17 protein-coding genes are annotated in these 13,944 nt (G+C 68.4%); 9 read left to right on the plus strand and 8 right to left on the minus strand.

Going from position 1 to position 13,944, the window contains the following annotated elements; genetic code table 11:
* Positions 1 to 51: 51 nt before the first annotated feature.
* The gene (locus C441_RS20450; RefSeq protein WP_004970899.1) at positions 52 to 186 is read left to right on the plus strand and encodes a DUF7560 family zinc ribbon protein; all 135 of its coding nucleotides are present in this window, start codon (positions 52 to 54) and stop codon (positions 184 to 186) included.
* Between the two features lie 89 nt (positions 187 to 275).
* On the opposite strand, the gene C441_RS01350 is transcribed toward C441_RS20450, so the two are convergent.
* Positions 276 to 797 carry a halocyanin domain-containing protein gene (locus tag C441_RS01350; RefSeq protein ID WP_007273442.1) on the minus strand — a complete coding sequence of 174 codons (522 nt, stop codon included), beginning with the start codon at positions 795 to 797 and terminating at the stop codon, positions 276 to 278.
* A 73-nt stretch (positions 798 to 870) separates the two neighbouring features.
* Between C441_RS01350 and C441_RS01355 the strand changes: the two genes are divergently transcribed.
* The 3 genes from C441_RS01355 (at position 871) to C441_RS01365 (ending at position 2,699) form a co-directional block, all read left to right on the plus strand.
* On the plus strand, positions 871 to 1,245 hold the full coding sequence (locus C441_RS01355) for an Htur_1727 family rSAM-partnered candidate RiPP (RefSeq protein WP_394295360.1): 375 nt from the start codon (positions 871 to 873) through the stop codon (positions 1,243 to 1,245).
* The gene (locus tag C441_RS01360) at positions 1,242 to 2,450 is read left to right on the plus strand and encodes a TIGR04347 family pseudo-SAM/SPASM protein (protein ID WP_007273444.1); all 1,209 of its coding nucleotides are present in this window, start codon (positions 1,242 to 1,244) and stop codon (positions 2,448 to 2,450) included. The genes C441_RS01355 and C441_RS01360 overlap by 4 nt, the downstream gene beginning before the upstream one ends.
* A gap of 63 nt (positions 2,451 to 2,513) precedes the next feature.
* On the plus strand, positions 2,514 to 2,699 hold the full coding sequence (locus C441_RS01365) for a hypothetical protein (RefSeq protein ID WP_004043815.1): 186 nt from the start codon (positions 2,514 to 2,516) through the stop codon (positions 2,697 to 2,699).
* A 59-nt stretch (positions 2,700 to 2,758) separates the two neighbouring features.
* Here the strand turns inward: C441_RS01365 and C441_RS01370 are convergent, their stop codons facing one another.
* Positions 2,759 to 3,808, minus strand: coding sequence for an NAD(P)/FAD-dependent oxidoreductase (locus C441_RS01370; protein ID WP_007273445.1), 1,050 nt, complete (start codon positions 3,806 to 3,808; stop codon positions 2,759 to 2,761).
* A 141-nt stretch (positions 3,809 to 3,949) separates the two neighbouring features.
* Here C441_RS01370 and C441_RS01375 point away from each other — a divergent pair, with 141 nt between their 5' ends.
* Both C441_RS01375 and C441_RS01380 read left to right on the plus strand, forming a co-directional pair.
* Positions 3,950 to 4,234 carry a DUF357 domain-containing protein gene (locus C441_RS01375; RefSeq protein ID WP_007273446.1) on the plus strand — a complete coding sequence of 95 codons (285 nt, stop codon included), beginning with the start codon at positions 3,950 to 3,952 and terminating at the stop codon, positions 4,232 to 4,234.
* A 66-nt stretch (positions 4,235 to 4,300) separates the two neighbouring features.
* Entirely contained in the window at positions 4,301 to 4,774 is a 474-nt protein-coding gene (locus C441_RS01380; RefSeq protein ID WP_007273447.1) for a hypothetical protein, read from the plus strand.
* Positions 4,775 to 4,783: 9 nt separating this feature from the next.
* On the opposite strand, the gene cysS is transcribed toward C441_RS01380, so the two are convergent.
* The 3 genes from cysS to C441_RS01395 all read right to left on the minus strand — a co-directional run bounded on the left by cysS (position 4,784) and on the right by C441_RS01395 (position 8,758).
* Complete coding sequence (gene cysS / locus C441_RS01385) at positions 4,784 to 6,268, minus strand: cysteine--tRNA ligase (protein WP_007273448.1); 1,485 nt, start codon at positions 6,266 to 6,268, stop codon at positions 4,784 to 4,786.
* 117 nt (positions 6,269 to 6,385) lie between these two features.
* Entirely contained in the window at positions 6,386 to 8,197 is a 1,812-nt protein-coding gene (locus tag C441_RS01390; protein WP_007273449.1) for a globin-coupled sensor protein, read from the minus strand.
* Positions 8,198 to 8,263: 66 nt separating this feature from the next.
* A complete protein-coding gene (locus tag C441_RS01395) occupies positions 8,264 to 8,758 on the minus strand; it encodes a DUF7523 family protein (protein ID WP_007273450.1) in 495 nt (164 codons plus the stop codon).
* A gap of 189 nt (positions 8,759 to 8,947) precedes the next feature.
* On the opposite strand from C441_RS01395, the gene C441_RS01400 reads away from it, so the two are divergent.
* Both C441_RS01400 and C441_RS01405 read left to right on the plus strand, forming a co-directional pair.
* A complete protein-coding gene (locus tag C441_RS01400; protein ID WP_007273451.1) occupies positions 8,948 to 9,826 on the plus strand; it encodes a CbiX/SirB N-terminal domain-containing protein in 879 nt (292 codons plus the stop codon).
* Positions 9,826 to 11,007: a DR2241 family protein gene (locus C441_RS01405; RefSeq protein WP_007273452.1), complete on the plus strand. Its 1,182-nt coding sequence runs from the start codon at positions 9,826 to 9,828 to the stop codon at positions 11,005 to 11,007. The genes C441_RS01400 and C441_RS01405 overlap by 1 nt, the downstream gene beginning before the upstream one ends.
* 56 nt (positions 11,008 to 11,063) lie before the next feature.
* Here the strand turns inward: C441_RS01405 and C441_RS01410 are convergent, their stop codons facing one another.
* The 3 genes from C441_RS01410 to C441_RS01420 form a co-directional block, all read right to left on the minus strand.
* The gene (locus C441_RS01410; RefSeq protein ID WP_007273453.1) at positions 11,064 to 11,645 is read right to left on the minus strand and encodes a DUF7524 family protein; all 582 of its coding nucleotides are present in this window, start codon (positions 11,643 to 11,645) and stop codon (positions 11,064 to 11,066) included.
* A 57-nt stretch (positions 11,646 to 11,702) separates the two neighbouring features.
* Positions 11,703 to 11,888: a methytransferase partner Trm112 gene (locus C441_RS01415; protein ID WP_013035425.1), complete on the minus strand. Its 186-nt coding sequence runs from the start codon at positions 11,886 to 11,888 to the stop codon at positions 11,703 to 11,705.
* Positions 11,889 to 12,006: 118 nt separating this feature from the next.
* A complete protein-coding gene (locus C441_RS01420) occupies positions 12,007 to 13,338 on the minus strand; it encodes an adenylosuccinate synthase (protein ID WP_007273454.1) in 1,332 nt (443 codons plus the stop codon).
* A gap of 232 nt (positions 13,339 to 13,570) precedes the next feature.
* Between C441_RS01420 and C441_RS01425 the strand changes: the two genes are divergently transcribed.
* On the plus strand, positions 13,571 to 13,876 hold the full coding sequence (locus tag C441_RS01425; RefSeq protein ID WP_004043804.1) for a hypothetical protein: 306 nt from the start codon (positions 13,571 to 13,573) through the stop codon (positions 13,874 to 13,876).
* The last annotated feature ends 68 nt before the right edge of the window (positions 13,877 to 13,944 follow it).

Consider the following 13,944-nt stretch of genomic DNA (forward strand, 5'->3'; position numbering starts at 1 on the left):
AGGGTGCGCCCCCTCGGGTCCCCGCGGCGTACCACTAGTCGGTGAGAAACGATGCGCGAGTTCGACGTGACCTGTCCCGAGTGCGGCGAGCGCTACCGGGTCAACGAGCCGATGATGCGGACGCTCCGGGAGACCGGCTGTGTCCTCTGTACCGCGCCGCTGAACGACGCCCCGAAGTCCGCGTGACGCCGACGCCGGACGACCTGCCCGCGGACTGAGGTGGTCGCTCGTCCGGAACGGCGCGAGGGCAGTGCCGACGCCGCGGCCGCTGACGCTTACTCGACGACGACGACGCCGACCATGCCGAGCGTCTCGTGGGGGACACAGACGTACCTGTACTCGCCGGACTCCTCGAACGTGTACTCGAAAGTGTGGCCCTCGGAGACGGTGAGTTCCGACTCGAACAGGCCGTCTTCGCGGTTGACGACGTTGTGGGTGCCGCCGTTTCCGGTCCACTCCCAGACGACCGTCGTTCCCGGCGAAACTTCTATCGCGGCCGGAGCGAACGCGTAGCCGCCGCCGTTACCGCCCGCGCCGACCGCGACCGTGACGCTGTCCTGTCCCGTCAGGTCGTGGACGCCGTCGTAGTTCCCCGTCCGGTCGAACCAGCCGCCGAAGTCCCGCATCTCGTGTTCGGCGGTGCTCTCCCCACCGGACGAGTCGCCGCCGGCCCCGCCACCGTCGCCCGCGCCGCCGGAGCCGCCGCCGGACGAACTCGAACAGCCCGCCAGGAGCGCGATACCTGTCGACGCCGCCGTTGCGTGGAGAAACGACCGCCGGGAAACCCGTTGCGTCATTAGCTGGCGCTAGTGAGTGGCCGAACAAGTCGAAAGCTTCGATTCCCACGCGCTGAAAACGGGCGAAACGAGCGTGGCCGTCCCGCCCGAAGGCGACGGCATGGACGACGACGACCCGAGGCGACGACCGCGAATCGACGGCACCCGCCAGTGGGAAGTGTTCTACCGCGACACGCCGACCGAGCCGATGCGCCACGTCGGGAGCGTCACCGCCCCCTCCGAGGACCTCGCGACCGAGCAGGCGCGGACGCTGTTCGGCGACGGCGGCGGCGGCGGCGACGGCGACGCGGACCTCTGGCTCGCGCCGGCCGACGAGTTCCTCCGACTCGGCGGCAACGACCTCGCGGCGAAAGGCGAGGAGTCGACCGACGGGACGGAACACCGCGGGATGGAGCACGACGGCGCGGGAGACGCCCGCGGTGTCGAAAACGGGGTGTCCGTCGAGTGATTTCCATCAGCAAGCTCCTGTGCGGACAGGGAGCCGAGGGCGACGGGCTCCGCTACGACGACCCCGACGCGGACATCGAACAGATACGCGAGGAGAAACAGAAGCGCCCGGTCGTGGTCTGGAACACGACGCGGCGCTGTAACCTCTACTGCGAACACTGTTACGCCGGGGCCGACCTCGACCCCGCGCAGGGCGAACTGTCGACCGCCGAGGCGAAGGGCCTCATCGACGACCTCGCGGCCTACGACGTGCCCGTGCTCCTGTTTTCGGGCGGCGAGCCGCTCGTCCGCGAAGACCTCGTCGAACTCGTCGACTACGCCACCGACGCCGGCATCCGGGCGGTGCTTTCGACCAACGGGACGCTCATCACCGAGGAGAAGGCGCGGGCGCTCCGCGACGCGGGGCTCTCGTATGCGGGCGTCTCCGTCGACGGCCTGAAGGAGCGCAACGACCGCTTCCGCGGGAAAGACGGCGCGTTCGACGCCGCCGTCCGCGGCATCGAAAACTGCCTGTCGGTGGGCCTCAAGACCGGCCTCCGGTACACCATCACCGAGCACAACGCCGCCGACATGGAGGACGTGGTGGACCTGCTGTACGACGTGGGCGTCGACCGCTTCTGTTTCTACCACCTCGACTACGGCGGCCGCGGCGGCGACATCGCCGACGCCGACCTCGACGACGAGGCCCAGCGCCGCGCCGTCCGCCGGCTGTTCGACATGACCCGCGAGTACCACGCCGAGGGCGAGGAGATAGAGACGCTTCTGGTCGGCAACTACGCCGACTCCGCCTACGTGGTCGAGTACGCCCGCGACGAACTCGACGCCAACCACGCCGACCGGATTCACCGGTATCTCTGCGTCAACGGCGGCGACCCGACCGGCGAGCGCGTCGCCGACGTGGACTACCGCGGCGACGTGCACCTGACGCAGTTCTGGCAGGGCTACAGCCTCGGCAACGTCCGGGACCGCCCGTTCGGCGACATCTGGGACGACGAGTCGAACCCGCTTCTCACCAAGCTCCGCGAGCGGGAAGAGCATCTGACCGGCAAGTGTGCTTCGTGCCAGTATCGGGACGTCTGCCGCGGCTCCTCGCGGCTTCGGTCGCTCGCGGCAACGGGCGAACTGTTCGGCCCCGACCCGCAGTGTTACCTGACGGCCGACGAGCGCGGCGCGGGTGCCGACGCGAGTCCGGGCGCGGCCGACTGAAGTTCCCTTTCACCCGCTGGGAACGCACCCTACGCTTATTTTTCGGCGAGTCCAACCGCGGCTATGGAAACCAAACGAGGAGTCCCGAACATCCTCGGGAACGGGCTCGTCGGCGTCGGTCTCGTCATCTTCGCCGTCGCGGTCGCGGACGCGGTCGGCGTCGTGGACGCGCGATTCTCGCCGGGCGTCTACCTGATTTTCGTGGCGATTAGCTTCGTCCTCGCGTGGCTGTTGCGGTCTTTGACGTAGGGCGCATCGAAAAGAAATCGAGAGAATACGGAACGCCGAGCGCGGGCCGTGTATGCCGCCTATTCGGCCGCGCCCGCGGCCGCCCGCTTCTCCTCGCGTTCGAGCTCTTCGAGGTAGTCGTCGGCGTCGAGGGCGGCCTTCACGCCCATGCCGCCGGCCGTCGCGGCCTGCTGGTAGTGGTAGTCGACCACGTCGCCCGCGGCGAAGATGCCGGGCACGTCGGTCGCGGTCTGGCCGCCGCCGGAGCCGCCCTTGGCGACGATGTAGCCGTCGTCGTCGCGCTGGACGCCCGTGCCGTCGAGGTAGTCGGCGTTCGGCGTGTGGCCGATGGCGTAGAACACCGCGCCCACGTCGAAGTCGAACTCCTCGGTCTCGGGGTCGTCGAGCTTGTCGCTCGGGTGGCCCTCGGGGTTGCGGACGAGCGTCACGTGGTCGACGCCCTCCTCGGGCGAGCCGTGAAGCTCCGTCGCCTCGGTGTTGAGCATGAGTTCGATTTCGCCCTCGTCGACCTTCTCCATCAGGCGGTCGACCCAGTAGTCCTCGGCGCGGAACTCCTCGCGGCGGTGGACGAGGTACACCGTCGAGGCGAACTTGGTGAGGAAGTTGGCCTCCTCGACGGCGGCGTCGCCCCCGCCGATGACCATGATCTTCTCGTCGCGGAAGAACGCGCCGTCGCAGGTCGCACACGTCGAGAGGCCGTAGCCCATCAGGTTCTCCTCGCCGGGGATGCCGAGGGTGCGGGCCGACGCGCCCGACGCCGCGATGAGGGCGTCCGCGGTGTAGACGTCGCCGTTCTTGAGCGTGACCGTGAAGGGGCGCTCGGAGGCGTCGACGTCCTCGATGATGCCGTGGCGAATCTCCGTGCCGAAGCGCTCTGCCTGCTCTTTCATGTTGTTGATGAGCTCCGGCCCGGAGATGCCCTCGGGGAAGCCGGGGTAGTTGTCCACCTCGGTCGTGAGCGTGAGCTGTCCGCCCGGCTCGTCGCCCTCCAGCACCAGCGGCTCGTTGTTGGACCGGGCCGCGTAGATGGCCGACGAGAGCCCGGAGATGCCCGAGCCGGCGATGATGAGTTTCCTGTGTTCCACGAACGAATCGGCGTCCTCTGTCATGTGCGATAGTTCGCTACACCGGCGTCTTAAGGTTTCGCTGTATTGCGAGGAGTGCTACACCACCGCCACGACAACGCATGCCACGGCGCTCGCGGCCCGCGGAGCGAAAGACCGGTATCCGTCGCCGACGCATCACTCCGCATGGCCGCCGACCTACAGGAAAAGACGAACCGCTACGAGGGGATGCTCGCCGACGCGCTCGACGAGGCGGTGCAGGCCGTCCCCGACGAGACGCCGCTCGGCGACGCCGCCGCCGACTGTCTGGAGATGGCCGAGTCATACCTCGACGACGGCCGACACTTCAAGGAGGCAGACGACTGGGTGAACGCGCTGGCGTCGTTTTCGTACGGCTACGGCTGGCTCGACGCGGGCGTCAGGATGGGGCTGTTCGACGTGCCCGACGACTCGCACCTGTTTACGATGTGACCGGCGTCGTACCTGTTCGCCGTGTGACTGATTTTTCTCCGACGGGCGCGTACGACACGCGAACAGATGTCCCCGACCGTCGTCACCGACCACGTTTCGGACGCACAGCGAACGCTCGAACAGCGGTTCGCCAACCCGTTTCTGCGTCGCGTGCTCCGCTCGCCGCTCCACCGACTCGCCAGTCGCTGGTTCGTGCTCGTCTCCTACGTCGGCCCCAAGAGCGGCCGACGGTACACGTTCCCCGTCGCCTACGCCGTCGCGGGCGGCGGCATCGTCGCCGTCACGCCGAAGGCGGAGAGCAACTGGTGGAAGAACTTCCGCCGGCCGATGGCGTGCCGCCTGTGGTACCGCGGCCAGCGACGCGAGGCGACCGGCGAGGTCGTCACGGGCGAGTTCGCCGTGGATCTCCTCGACCGCTACGCCGCGGCCCACGGCCTGTTGGCTCGCGAACTCGGACTTTCGGAGAACGGCGGCGGTCGCACCGGGGTCGACGAGACGGCGCGAGACGACTTCGCGGTCGTGCTGTTTCGGTTCGACTGACTACTCGAACTACTCGAACCGGAACGTCGCGCCGTCGGGGCCGTCTTCGACGTCGACGCCGAGCGCCGTCAGGTCGTCGCGCAGGTCGTCGGCGCGCTCGTAGTTGCCGGCCTCGCGCTCGGCCTCGCGGACGTCCAAGACGAGTTGGACGAGGTCCTCGGCGACCGACACGTCGCCGCCCTCGCCCGCGTCGCCGAACGAGAGGCCGAACACCTCGCCGCCGAGGTCCTCGAACGCCTCGACTGCGCGCCGGAGCGCGCGGTAGTCGTACTCGTCGGCGTCGGCGACGTGGCGGTTGACCGCGCCGGCGAGGCCGAGCAGTTCGGCCATCGCCTCGCGGACGTTGAAGTCGTCGTTCATCGCCTCGCGGAAGTTCTCGCGGGTCGCGGTCACCGTCTCGCGGAGAGCCTCGGCCTCGACTTTCGTCCGGGCGTCGGGGCTGTCGACCGCGTCGACGGCCGACTCGTAGGCGCGTTCGAGGCGCTCCCAGCGCTCCTCGGCCTCGGCGATGGTCTCCTCGGAGTACGTCTGCTCGGAGCCGTAGGCCGTCGAGAGGTAGAACGTCCGAATCACGTCCGCGCCGAACTCGTCGAGCGCGTCGCCGACGGTGAAGAAGTTGCCGAGGCTCGAACTCATCTTGTCGCCCTCCGTCTGGAGCAGGCCGACGTGGAGCCAGTAGCGAGCGAACTGCTGGCCGGTCGCCGCCTCCGACTGGGCGATTTCGTTCTCGTGGTGCGGGAACACGAGGTCGCGGCCGCCGACGTGGATGTCGAGGGTGTCGCCGAGGTGCGTCATCGACATCGCCGAGCACTCGATGTGCCAGCCGGGGCGGCCCTCGCCCCACGGCGACTCCCACGTCTCGCCGCACGGCTCGTGGAGCGGTTCGAGGTCGGGGTTCCGGTGTTCGGCGGCCGTCTTGGGGTCGACCGCGCCGGCCTTCCAGAGCGCGAAGTCGGTCGGGTTGCGCTTCTCGGAGCGCTCGTCTTTCGTCGCCCGCGACTCCAGTTCTTCGAGCTTCTGGTTCGAGAGCTTCCCGTAGTCGTCGAACGTGGACACGTCGAAGTAGACAGAGCCGTTGGACTCGTAGGCGTGGCCGCGGTCGACGAGCGTCCGAATGAGGTCGATAATCTCGGGGATGTGCTCGGAGACGCGCGGGTAGACCTCGGCGCGCTTCAGATTCAGCCCGCGCATGTCGCGAATCACGTCGCCGACGAAGTGCTCGGCGACGCCCGCCTCGTCGTCGCCGAGGTCGTCCTCGCCGATGCGGGCGGCTATCTTCTCGTTCACGTCGGTGAAGTTCTCGACGTGGCGCACGTCGTAGCCCTCGTAGGCCAGCCAGCGGTGCATCAGGTCGGCGTGCATCCACAGGCGGGCGTGGCCGAGGTGCGCGTGGTCCGAGACCGTCAGTCCGCAGACGTAGAGCAACACTTCGTCGCCGTGCGACTCGAACTCCTCGCGCTCTCCCGTCAGGGTGTTGGTCACGGACAGGGTCATCGGACTCGGCTACTCCCGGCACCACTTTCAACCCGTCGGAAACACGGTCGGTTCGGAGCCGATACGAAGTCGGCCCGGCGGGGCGACCGCCGCGCCGTCGTCACCCCCTCGCGGCGGCTACTTCGTCCAGTCCGGTCGGTCGGCCTCGCCGCGGCGAATCTTCGCCAGCGTCTCCTCCGAGAGGAGTCGCTTGACGAACGCCGGAATCCGGTCTGTCGGGTCGCCGTCGGCTGGGTTGCCGTCGATCGAGTCGCCACCGGTCGAATCGCCACCAGTCACGCTCGACCCCGCGCCGCCGACTCGGTCGCCGGTCGCGCCCGTCGGCGCTGTCTCTCCGCCGAGCGCGCGGTCGGCGTTCGCCGCCGACGCGAGCGCGTAGTGCCCGCCTCTGGTGGCGACGCCGCCGTCGGTCGTCGTCTCCGCGCGCCGGCGGAACGATTCGAGGTCGGCCTCGCGGTCCAGGTCCTCGACCGCCGTGTCGAGGTCGGCGGCCTGTTCGGCCTGCTCGGAGACGCTCTCGGAGATGCGGTCTATCTCCGCTGTCACCTCGTCGACCTGCGTCGCCGCGTCGTCGACGAAGGTGGCGATGTCGGAGGTGAGCGTCGCCTGCTCGTCGGTCGCCCGCGCCACCTCGTCGATGCCGTCGGTCACGTCGGCGACCGAGTCGGTTATCTCGTCGAGGCTCTCGACGGTCGACTCGACCCGCTCGATGCCGTGGTCGATGTTCTCGTCGGCCGACGACAGCGCCTCCGCGGTGTCCTCGATGTGGTCGGTCACGTCCTCTATCATCTGGCCGATGCGCTCGGCCTGCGACTTCGACTCGTTGGCGAGCGACTTCACCTCGTCCGCGACGACGGCGAAGCCGGAGCCGGCCTCGCCGGCGCGGGCGGCCTCGATGGAGGCGTTGAGCGCGAGCAGGTTCGTCCGGTCGGCCACCTCGTCGATGACCTCGACGATGTCCTGAATCTCGTCGATGGCGGCCACGAGCGCCTCGACGTTCACGGTTATCTCGTCGCGGTCGTCGCCGACCTGCCGCATCGCGCCGATTGCCTCGCCGGCCTCGGCGCGGCCCTCCTCGGCCCGCGTGGTGGCCTCGTCGCTCCGGGAGGAGACGTCGTCGGCGGTGGCGGCGACCTCCTCGACGGTCGCGCTGAGGTTCGACAGCTCGGCGGCGATTTCCTCGGTCATGTCGGCCTGCCGGCCCGCCAACGCCTCGATTTCCGCGATGCTCTCGCTCGTGCCGGCGGTCTCCTCGTGGAGCTGGGACGCGACCGACTCTAGATTCCCGCGGCTCTCTCTGGCCCGGCGGACCTCCTCGCGGACGTCCAGCGAGTACGAGTAGAGGTAGGTGGCGTTGACGACCTGTCGGTCGAGGTTGAGCCCGCGGACGACCGCCATCATGTCCGCGAACGCCTCGTCGACGGCGTTTTCGACGCGGTCGGCGTCCTCGCCCGACAGCGACTCGGTGGCGTCGGCGACGGCGCGCCCGCGGAGTTCGTCCGCGAAGATGCCGGTGACGTTGGCGAACATCCCGCCGAAGTAGTGCAACGGCATGTCGAGTTTGTCGTGGAGCAGGCCGATTCGCGTGCGCGCCGCGTAGTGGTTCTGGTCGTAGTTCCCGTCGGTGAACGAGCGGTAGTAGCCGGAGACGACCGCGCGGAGGCCGTCGAGGTCGCTCTTCGAGCGGTCGACGACGTCCGCCGTCCGCTCGTTGGCGAGAATCGGTTCGACGAAGCCGTCGACGAGCGCCTCGTCGCGGGCCTCGACGACGCTCCGGAGGTCGGCGAGACGCGCGGCGTCCTCGTCGCCGAAGCCGACGAACGACTGCCGCCAGCCCAACTCGTCGGCGTCGAGGTCGAGTTCGGTGAGGAGTTCCGTGGATGAAAGCGAGATGTTGCCGTCGTCGTCGCGGGGGCTGGGCGAAACCATTGACCGATTCAGCGACTCCGTGGTAATAAGCGCCGTCCGCCGGCTATCACGGTTGATAGCCGGAAATCAGACGTATAAATCGCTGACGGCCGCTTCGACCACGCGGAGGGCGGCGGCCCCCTGTCGGCGCGGCACGACCACGGCGAGCGCGTCGCCCGTGACGCCCGCGGCGTCGACGACGACGGATTCGGCGTCCAGTCGGGAGAGGACGGCGGTGAGGACGGCCGGGTCCACCTCGCCCTCAGCGATGATAGCCGTGAGCGGGCCGCCGCTCGCGAGGTCGACGCCGGCGACCGAGAGCACGGGGTCGTCGTCGGATTCGTCGACGTCCTCGCCGACGAGGCCGACGCCGCTCCGCATCGTCACGGAAGCGTCTCGGGGGTCGGCTTCCAGCGGCGGGAGGTCGTCGGCGAACCGGCGGAGCGCGGCCGCGACCGCCTCGTCGTCGCCGAGGTCGAGTTCGGCCGCGGCGGCGGCGTAGTTGACGACGCCCGCGCGGAGCGCGGCGAGGAGATACGGTCGTTCGCGGACTGCGTCGCGCGCGTCGGCGGCGAGGGACATGGCTCAGCCGTGGTCGGGCGCGCGCAAAAAACCGCCGCTCGGCGGGCGCTGTCGCGGTCGTCGTGGGTCGCGACTCCCCGCGCCCCGTCTCGAGTTTCCTGAACGGGTGGCGAACGCGAGTTGTCCGAACCCGAAGATTCCTTTCCCCGATGCGAAGTTCATAAGACACTCCCCTCGTAACCCCCGGACATGCAAGCTCTGGTCATCGTGGCGCACGGGTCCCACCTGAACCCGGATTCGAGCGCCCCCACCTACGACCACGCGGACACGGTCCGCGAGGTGGGCGCGTTCGACGAGGTGCGGACCGGCTTCTGGAAGGAAGAGCCGTCAATCCGCGAGGTGCTCCGGACCGTGGAGGCCGACGAGGTGTACGTCGTCCCGCTTTTCATCAGCGAGGGCTACTTCACGGAGCAGGTCATCCCGCGGGAACTCCGCCTCGACGGGTGGGACGTGGCCGACTGGGACTCCGACGGCCTGTCGGCGTCGCACGTCACGCTCACCGCGACGGACGTGCCCGAGAAGACGATTCACTACTGCGGGCCGGTCGGGACGCACGCGGCGATGACCGACGTGTTGGTCCGCCGCGCCGAGACGGTCACCGGCGACCCGAACGTCGGCGAGGGCTTCGGCCTCGCCGTCGTCGGCCACGGGACCGAGCGCAACGAGAACTCCGCGAAGGCCATCGAGTACCACGCCGACCGCATCCGTGAGATGGACCGCTTCGACGAGGTGCAGGCGCTCTACATGGACGAGGAACCAGAAGTGGACGACGTGACCGACTACTTCGACTCCGAGGACGTGGTCGTCGTCCCGCTGTTTATCGCCGACGGCTTCCACACCCAAGAGGACATCCCGGAGGACATGGGCCTGACCGACGACTACCGCACGGGCTACGACGTGCCCGCCGAGGTCGACGGCCACCGCATCTGGTACGCCGGCGCGGTCGGCACCGAGGGCCTCATGGCCGACGTGGTGCTCGAACGCGCCGCCGACGCGGGCGCCGACATCGGCGACGCGCTCGAAGTCGTGCGCGAACGCACTCGGAAGACGCCGCAGGAGGCGAACTGATGGGGCACCACCTCGACGCCCTCGTCGACGCCGCGGCGACCGGCGACGGCGTCTCCCTCGACGGACTCACCGTCGTCCACGACGACGCCGGCTTCCGCCTCGAAACGCCCGATTCGACGCTTTCGGGACTCACGGAAGACGGCCTCCGCGAGGCGCTCGAAGACGCCGACGACGCCGACTACGCGACGAACTGGTACTTCTGGTCCGAGGTCCTCGGCGAGGTCAGCCCCCAGCGGCGGGCGTTCCTCCGCTGGGTCGAGGGCGCGCCAGTCGATGCGGGCGACGACGGCGATGGCGACGGAGATGACAACGGTAACGACGCCGACGCCGATGCCGACGTCGCTTCCGTCTCCGTCCCCGAGCGCTACGACGCCCTCAGAGACGGCGTCAGTCGCGAGTGGGGCCAACTGCTCGTCACGGTCACGGTCGACGACCACGGCGAGCGGTCCTACGAACTCCGCCACGCCGACGAGGCCGACGCCGACCGCGACTACCTCGACGCCTACCGCGAACCGCTCGCGGCCCGGCAGTTGGCGACCTACGACGAGAAGGGTCGGTACCGCCCGCTGAAGTCCGGCAACAACCTCGCCGGCGGCTGGGTGTTCCCCGACCTCGGCGGCCGCGACCTCGTCGAGACCGTCGAGACGTTCTACCCCGCGTCGGTGCCGAACTGGTACCGCGAGCGCCGGGGCGAACTCGACGTGACCCACTGGGAGGACGCCATCGGCCGCCAGACCGGGATGTACAGCGTCGTGAAGACGTGGAACCGCGGCGACGGCCACGAGCACGTCGACTGGGTCGCGGAAGCCTGCTGTGACGACAGCCAGTGCGTCAAGCGCCGCGAGTGGGAGTACGACGACGACACCGCCCTCGACGTCGACGGCGGCGACGGCGCATTCCCGTGCCGCGAGCCGTGTTCCGTCGTCATCGCGGCGTCCCGCAAGTGGACGCGGCTGGAGGGCGAAGAGACCCAGACGTACGAGTTCGAACTGACGCCCTCGGAGAAACAACAGGTCGAGGACATCATCGACGCCGTCGCGGACGACCGCACCGACGACATCCGCGAGGCCGACGTGTACGAGGGCGCGAACCGCTACCGGGCGCGGTTCCTGCGCGCGAAGCTGTTCGACGACGAGGGCAACCTCGGAGGCGTCCCGACCGACGCGCCCGACGGCGAGTAGGCCGCGCCGCGAGAAATCGGTCCGATTTCTCGGACGCGCTCAGCGCGTCGTCAGCGTCATCGCATCGTCAGCACCAGCGCCGCGAGGACGCCGCCGACGACGACGCCGGCCCCGAGGGTGATGGCGAAGCTCTCGAACAGCGACGCGAGCGCCACCGCGAGGACGAGCGCGACGAGCGCGAGGCCGAAAAGCGGGGCGGCCCGCGGGTCGACGCTCGGGAACACGTCGGCGATGCTTTCTGTCACGCTCGGCTCCGGTTCGGGTTGCTTGGGCTTCGACAGCGTCTCGTCCACGTCGACCGGCGGTTTGCCGCCGGAGCCGGGTTCGACGGTCACGTCGACGTACCTCGTCTCCGAGCCGTGGCCCGAGACGATTTTGAGCTTCCCCGACACCGGTTCGGGCGGCGAGGTGACGAACACCTCGACGGTCTTCGTCTGGCCGCCGTCGACGAAGTGGTTTCCTTCGGACAGGCTCGCCGCGCGCGAGAGTTCGTCGTCGATGTGGAGGTGGACGTGCACCGCCTGTCCCTCGTTCGCGAGCTCGACCGAGAACGGCCCGTTCGTCGAGAACGACGGCGCTACCGAGAGGTCGTGAGGGCGCTCGTCGTTCAGCGTGACGGTGAGCGGCGCGTTCGACACGGCTTCACCGTCGAGACGAGAATAGAAAAACGTTCAGGTCCGATGAGGTGTCGCGCCTCAGTCGTCGCGCATGTCCGGCGGCAGGAGGTTCGGGATGCCGTCCTCGATGGGGTACACCTCGCCGGTGACCGTGCCGATGAGCCGCCCCTCGATGATTTCGTCGCCGTCGCGCTCGTCGACTTCCAGCTCGAGTTCGCTCTTGTCGAGGGGGTCACAGAGGATGTCCATCAGGGATTCTTTCATCGTCGTGACGGTGGATTGCGCGAAGTAAAAGCGTACGGGTTCGCCGCCGTCGCGGCGGTGGTCGCCGATGGTTGTCGGGCGACGGCCGGCCGTCAGCGCTCGGCCGACTGCGGGGCGCTCAGTCGTCGAACGGGTTCTCGATGTGGACCGTCTGCTCGCGGCCGGGGCCGACGCCGACGGCGTAAATCGGCACGTCGAGTTCGTCCGAGAGGTATTCGAGGTAGTCCTGTGCGGCGTCGGGAATGGCGTCGTAGCCTTCCTCGGCGACGGCCGCCCAGTCCACTTCGGGCCACGTGTCGAACTCCTTGAGAACGGGTTCGCACTCGCCCCAGCGCTCGGTCGTCGCGGGCATCGTCAGGCGTTCGTCGCCCTCCAGTTCGTAGGCGTGGCCGACCTTGACCTCGTCGAGGCCGGCGAGCACGTCGAGGTGGTTGACGGCGATGCCGGTGAACCCGCTGACGCGAGCGGCGTGGCGGAGCATCGGCATGTCGAGCCAACCGATGCGGCGCGGGCGGCCGGTGACGGTGCCGAACTCGCCGCCCTTCTCGCGGATGAAGTCCGCGAGCTCCTCCTCGCGGTCGTCGTCTTTCAGCTCGGTCGGCATCGGGCCCTCGCCGACGCGGGAGAGGTAGGATTTGACGATGCCGACGACCTCGCCCTGTCCGACGACGGTCGGGCCGACGCCGGTGCCGGTGGCCGCGCCGCCCGCGGTCGGGTTCGAGGAGGTCACGTACGGGTAGCTCCCGTGGTCGATGTCGATGAGGGTGCCCTGGGCGCCCTCGAACATCACGTTGTCGCCGGCCTCGCGGCGCTCGGCGAGGAAGTCGCCGCAGTTGACGGCCATGTCGTCCTCGCGGAGGCGGCGGCCGATTTCGGTGTACTCCTCGACGAGCGCTTCCACGTCGCACTCCTCGCCGGCTTCGAGGCCGTACACGTCCTCGATGAGCGCCTGCTTCTGGGGGACGACGTACTCCAGTCGCTGGCGGAGCACGTCGGGGTCGAGCAGGTCGCCGACGCGGATGCCGCGGCGGCCGGCCTTGTCCTCGTAGGTGGGGCCGATGCCGCGGCCGGTCGTGCCGACGGTGAGGTCCGAGTCGGCTTTCGCCTCCTCTTCGATGTTGTCGAGGCGGCGGTGGTACGGCATGATGACGTGCGCGCGCTTGGCGAGGCGCACGTCGGGGTCGAGGCCGCACTCGCGGAGGTCGTCAATCTCGGAGAACAGCGTCCGTGGGTTGATGACACAGCCGTTTCCGAGGACGCCGACCTTGTCGCGGACGGCCCCGCTCGGGACGAGCGACAGCTTGTACTCCTCGCCGTCTTCGACGACGGTGTGGCCGGCGTTGTCGCCGCCCTGATAGCGGACGACGATGTCAGCGTCGCCGCCCCACAGGTCGACGAGCGCGCCTTTGCCCTCGTCGCCGAGTTGCGAACCGACGATGGTAACAGTCATACGTCGGCCGTTCCCCGCGCCGGACTAAACAGATTACGGTCGCGGCCGACGAGCAATACACGTTCGTGGCTAATTCTCCCGAAGTCGCCGAGGAATACGCCATGAACACGCATTGGCGTGGCGACGGATAACACAACGGTTAATTAGTGTCCTCAGTAAGGTCGGGTTACCGGATTTTTCGCCGGCTCGGAGGGCAAGGCTTAAAGCCTACCAAGAAGAGTTAACAAATGGCATGATAGACCGACTTGAGAAGGAAGTCGATATGTTGGAGCGCCATCTCCAGGTCCTGAAGATGGTCATCGAAAGTGAACCAATCGGCATCGTGAAGATGTCCAACGAGACGGGCTACCCGCACCACAAGGTCCGCTACTCCCTCCGCGTTCTCGAAGAAGAGAACCTCATCGAACCCTCCAGCCAGGGCGCAATCACCACCGAGCGCACCCAGGAGTTCGTCGACGAACTCGACGACAAGCTTGACGAAATCGTCGGCAAGCTCGAATCGATGAAAATCGAGGAAGCGGCCGAAATCGAGAACTAACCACACTTCAGGCGCACGCGGTCGTTCTATCCTGTTTCGTCCGACGAGTCTTTCCGGGCACGACATCG

Source organism: Haloferax sulfurifontis ATCC BAA-897, from assembly GCF_000337835.1.
GTDB lineage: Archaea > Halobacteriota > Halobacteria > Halobacteriales > Haloferacaceae > Haloferax > Haloferax denitrificans.

What these genes read in the sequence shown, in the direction of transcription:
- C441_RS01405 (WP_007273452.1), top strand. Translation starts at nt 9,826, where the DNA reads ATGGGGCACCACCTCGACGCCCTCGTCGACGCCGCGGCGACCGGCGAC.
- C441_RS20450 (WP_004970899.1), top strand. Translation starts at nt 52, where the DNA reads ATGCGCGAGTTCGACGTGACCTGTCCCGAGTGCGGCGAGCGCTACCGG.
- C441_RS01420 (WP_007273454.1), bottom strand. Translation starts at nt 13,338, where the DNA reads ATGACTGTTACCATCGTCGGTTCGCAACTCGGCGACGAGGGCAAAGGC.
- C441_RS01375 (WP_007273446.1), top strand. Translation starts at nt 3,950, where the DNA reads ATGGCCGCCGACCTACAGGAAAAGACGAACCGCTACGAGGGGATGCTC.
- C441_RS01400 (WP_007273451.1), top strand. Translation starts at nt 8,948, where the DNA reads ATGCAAGCTCTGGTCATCGTGGCGCACGGGTCCCACCTGAACCCGGAT.
- C441_RS01380 (WP_007273447.1), top strand. Translation starts at nt 4,301, where the DNA reads ATGTCCCCGACCGTCGTCACCGACCACGTTTCGGACGCACAGCGAACG.
- C441_RS01425 (WP_004043804.1), top strand. Translation starts at nt 13,571, where the DNA reads ATGATAGACCGACTTGAGAAGGAAGTCGATATGTTGGAGCGCCATCTC.
- C441_RS01365 (WP_004043815.1), top strand. Translation starts at nt 2,514, where the DNA reads ATGGAAACCAAACGAGGAGTCCCGAACATCCTCGGGAACGGGCTCGTC.
- cysS (WP_007273448.1), bottom strand. Translation starts at nt 6,268, where the DNA reads ATGACCCTGTCCGTGACCAACACCCTGACGGGAGAGCGCGAGGAGTTC.
- C441_RS01390 (WP_007273449.1), bottom strand. Translation starts at nt 8,197, where the DNA reads ATGGTTTCGCCCAGCCCCCGCGACGACGACGGCAACATCTCGCTTTCA.
- C441_RS01350 (WP_007273442.1), bottom strand. Translation starts at nt 797, where the DNA reads ATGACGCAACGGGTTTCCCGGCGGTCGTTTCTCCACGCAACGGCGGCG.
- C441_RS01395 (WP_007273450.1), bottom strand. Translation starts at nt 8,758, where the DNA reads ATGTCCCTCGCCGCCGACGCGCGCGACGCAGTCCGCGAACGACCGTAT.
- C441_RS01370 (WP_007273445.1), bottom strand. Translation starts at nt 3,808, where the DNA reads ATGACAGAGGACGCCGATTCGTTCGTGGAACACAGGAAACTCATCATC.
- C441_RS01415 (WP_013035425.1), bottom strand. Translation starts at nt 11,888, where the DNA reads ATGAAAGAATCCCTGATGGACATCCTCTGTGACCCCCTCGACAAGAGC.